3 protein-coding genes are annotated in these 2513 nt (G+C 41.9%); all 3 read right to left on the reverse strand.

Annotated elements, in window-relative coordinates:
* A partial coding sequence (gene purS / locus AC1DPZ_RS25400) for a phosphoribosylformylglycinamidine synthase subunit PurS (RefSeq protein ID WP_477408732.1) occupies positions 1-182 on the reverse strand: 182 nt, incomplete at its 3' end.
* Positions 163-885 (reverse strand): CDP-diacylglycerol--serine O-phosphatidyltransferase, encoded by a 723-nt coding sequence (gene pssA / locus AC1DPZ_RS25405; protein ID WP_477408734.1) that lies wholly within the window; start codon positions 883-885, stop codon positions 163-165. The genes purS and pssA, both read right to left, overlap by 20 nt.
* Before the next feature lie 89 nt (positions 886-974).
* Complete coding sequence (gene rho / locus AC1DPZ_RS25410) at positions 975-2510, reverse strand: transcription termination factor Rho (RefSeq protein ID WP_477408736.1); 1536 nt, start codon at positions 2508-2510, stop codon at positions 975-977.
* Positions 2511-2513 lie beyond the last annotated feature (3 nt).

Here is a 2513-nt window from a genome sequence, read left to right on the forward strand (position 1 = left end):
ACTTTGCTATGCGCGGTTTCGGCGTTGGCGGCTTCAATTTCAAGGGTGATGTGTTTGCCTATGCGTACATTTTGAATTTCGGCTAAACCAAGGTTTTTCATGCTTCCGGTTACTGCTTTTCCCTGAGGATCAAGTATTTCTTTTTTTGGCATTACGTCAATTTCAGCCTGGAACTTTGTCATTTGTGATTTTTGTTTGAATTAAAGATAAAGTGATGTAAATAAATATAACCACCGGAACTGCCACAAATTTAAAAAATAGAATCAGTATTGCCGAAAACAAGAGCAGTAAATAACGGAAAATGTTTTTATTGAAATCTCGGTTCTTGAATTTGAGCGACATAAGCGGTAATTCAGAAACCAGCAGAGTACACATTATAATTATAAGAACTGTTAATACGTATGGGTTTAAAATGTAGCGGGCCAAAACCTCGTACTGCTCAATAATTAAAGGCAACGAAGCAATAAATATCGCATTGGCCGGTGTTGGTAAACCAATAAAACTATCCGATTGCCGGGTGTCGTTATTGAATTTAGCCAGGCGTAAGGCCGAGAAAACGGTTATGGAGAATGCAATGTAGCATAAATAATCACTTACATGATTAATTTGCGGGGCTTTTAAAAATAACTCGTATAATATGGCCGATGGCAAAAAGCCAAAGCTCACCATATCGGCCAGCGAATCAAGGTCTTTACCTATAAACGAGTAGGAGTTAAGCACACGGGACGCAAAGCCGTCAAAAAAGTCAAAAATTGCTGCTAAGAAAATTGCATAGGATGCAATTAATAAGTTACCCTGAAAGGCAAATACTATTCCTATACAACCGCTGAATAAGTTGGCACAGGTTATAGTATTAGGTAGATGTTTTCTAACGCGTCTCTTCATTTCGGTATGAAGTTATCAGGATTTTATTAAGTAAAAATGAAGTTACAAATAATATTTACATTAAATATAACTTCATTATCACTAAAATATTACGAATTCATCGAAATCAGAAATTCTTCGTTGGTTTTTGTACCTCTTATCTGGGCCTGTAAAAACTCCATTGATTCCTGTGAGTTCATGTCGGCCAGGTGGTTACGCAAAATCCAGATACGTTGCAGTGTGTCGCGATCAAGTAACAGGTCGTCGCGGCGTGTACTTGATGCAGTAATATCAATGGCCGGGAAGATACGTTTGTTTGATAATTTACGATCAAGCTGTAACTCCATGTTGCCGGTACCTTTAAACTCTTCAAAGATAACTTCATCCATTTTTGAACCGGTTTCTGTTAACGCGGTAGCAATGATGGTTAATGAACCGCCATCCTCAATATTACGGGCGGCACCAAAAAAACGTTTGGGTTTGTGCAGTGCGTTAGCATCAACACCACCCGATAATATTTTGCCCGATGCCGGTGCTACAGTATTGTAAGCACGTGCAAGGCGGGTGATTGAATCCAAAAGGATTACCACATCATGACCGCACTCCACCATACGTTTAGCTTTCTCTAAAACGATGTTGGCAATTTTTACATGGCGTTCTGCCGGCTCATCAAACGTTGATGATACTACCTCGGCGCGTACGCTGCGGGCCATATCAGTTACCTCCTCAGGGCGTTCGTCTATCAGTAATATAATAAGGTATACTTCGGGGTGGTTACGGGCAATGGCGTTGGCCACATCCTTTAACAACATAGTTTTACCGGTTTTTGGCTGTGCCACAATTAAACCGCGCTGACCTTTACCTATAGGCGAAAACAGGTCCATAATACGGGTTGAATAATTACCCGGATCTGTAAACAGGCTTAACTTCTCAGAAGGGAAAAGCGGTGTTAAGTGGTCAAAAGGAACCCGGTCGCGAACTTCGGCAGGGATGCGGCCGTTAATGGCTTCAACACGTACCAAAGGAAAATATTTTTCACCTTCTTTAGGTGGGCGGATGCTGCCGCGAACCGTATCACCGGTTTTTAAACCAAACAATTTTATTTGCGATTGTGATACATAAATATCATCCGGCGAGGTAAGGTAGTTATAGTCTGATGATCTTAGGAAACCGTAACCATCGGGCATAATTTCCAATACACCTTCGTTTACAATAACATTATCAAAATCAAGGTTAATAGCAGGCTCCTGCGTTTTTTGCTGATTAGGGTTCCCGTTAGCGCGCCTGTCAAATTTCTGCGGACGCACCTCTGCAGATGGAGCCTCAGCTTTTGGCGCTGCTTCACCTGGTTGATTTTCAGAAGCTTCGATTGTAACCGGAGCAGCTGCCGGGATGTCATTCTGAGCATCTTCGTTATTCTGCTGATCATCCTCTTCCTGGTCGAACAGGTTGGTATCATCCAAAGGTACTTCAACACGGGGCTGAGTTTTTGGTTTTAGCACACGGGTACGTTTACGGGCTTTTTCACTTGCAGTTTCGGCCGCTGGTTCAGCTGTAATTGGTGAATAATTTTGTTCAACAATGTTTTGTTGCGCCCTGGCGGCCTCAATTAATTGTTGTTGTTCAATAATACGGGCTATTAGCAAGGC

Source organism: Mucilaginibacter sp. P4_G9, assembly GCF_056400985.1.

Excerpts from the sequence above, each read along its gene's own strand:
- pssA (WP_477408734.1), bottom strand. The coding sequence starts at position 885 with ATGAAGAGACGCGTTAGAAAACATCTACCTAATACTATAACCTGTGCC.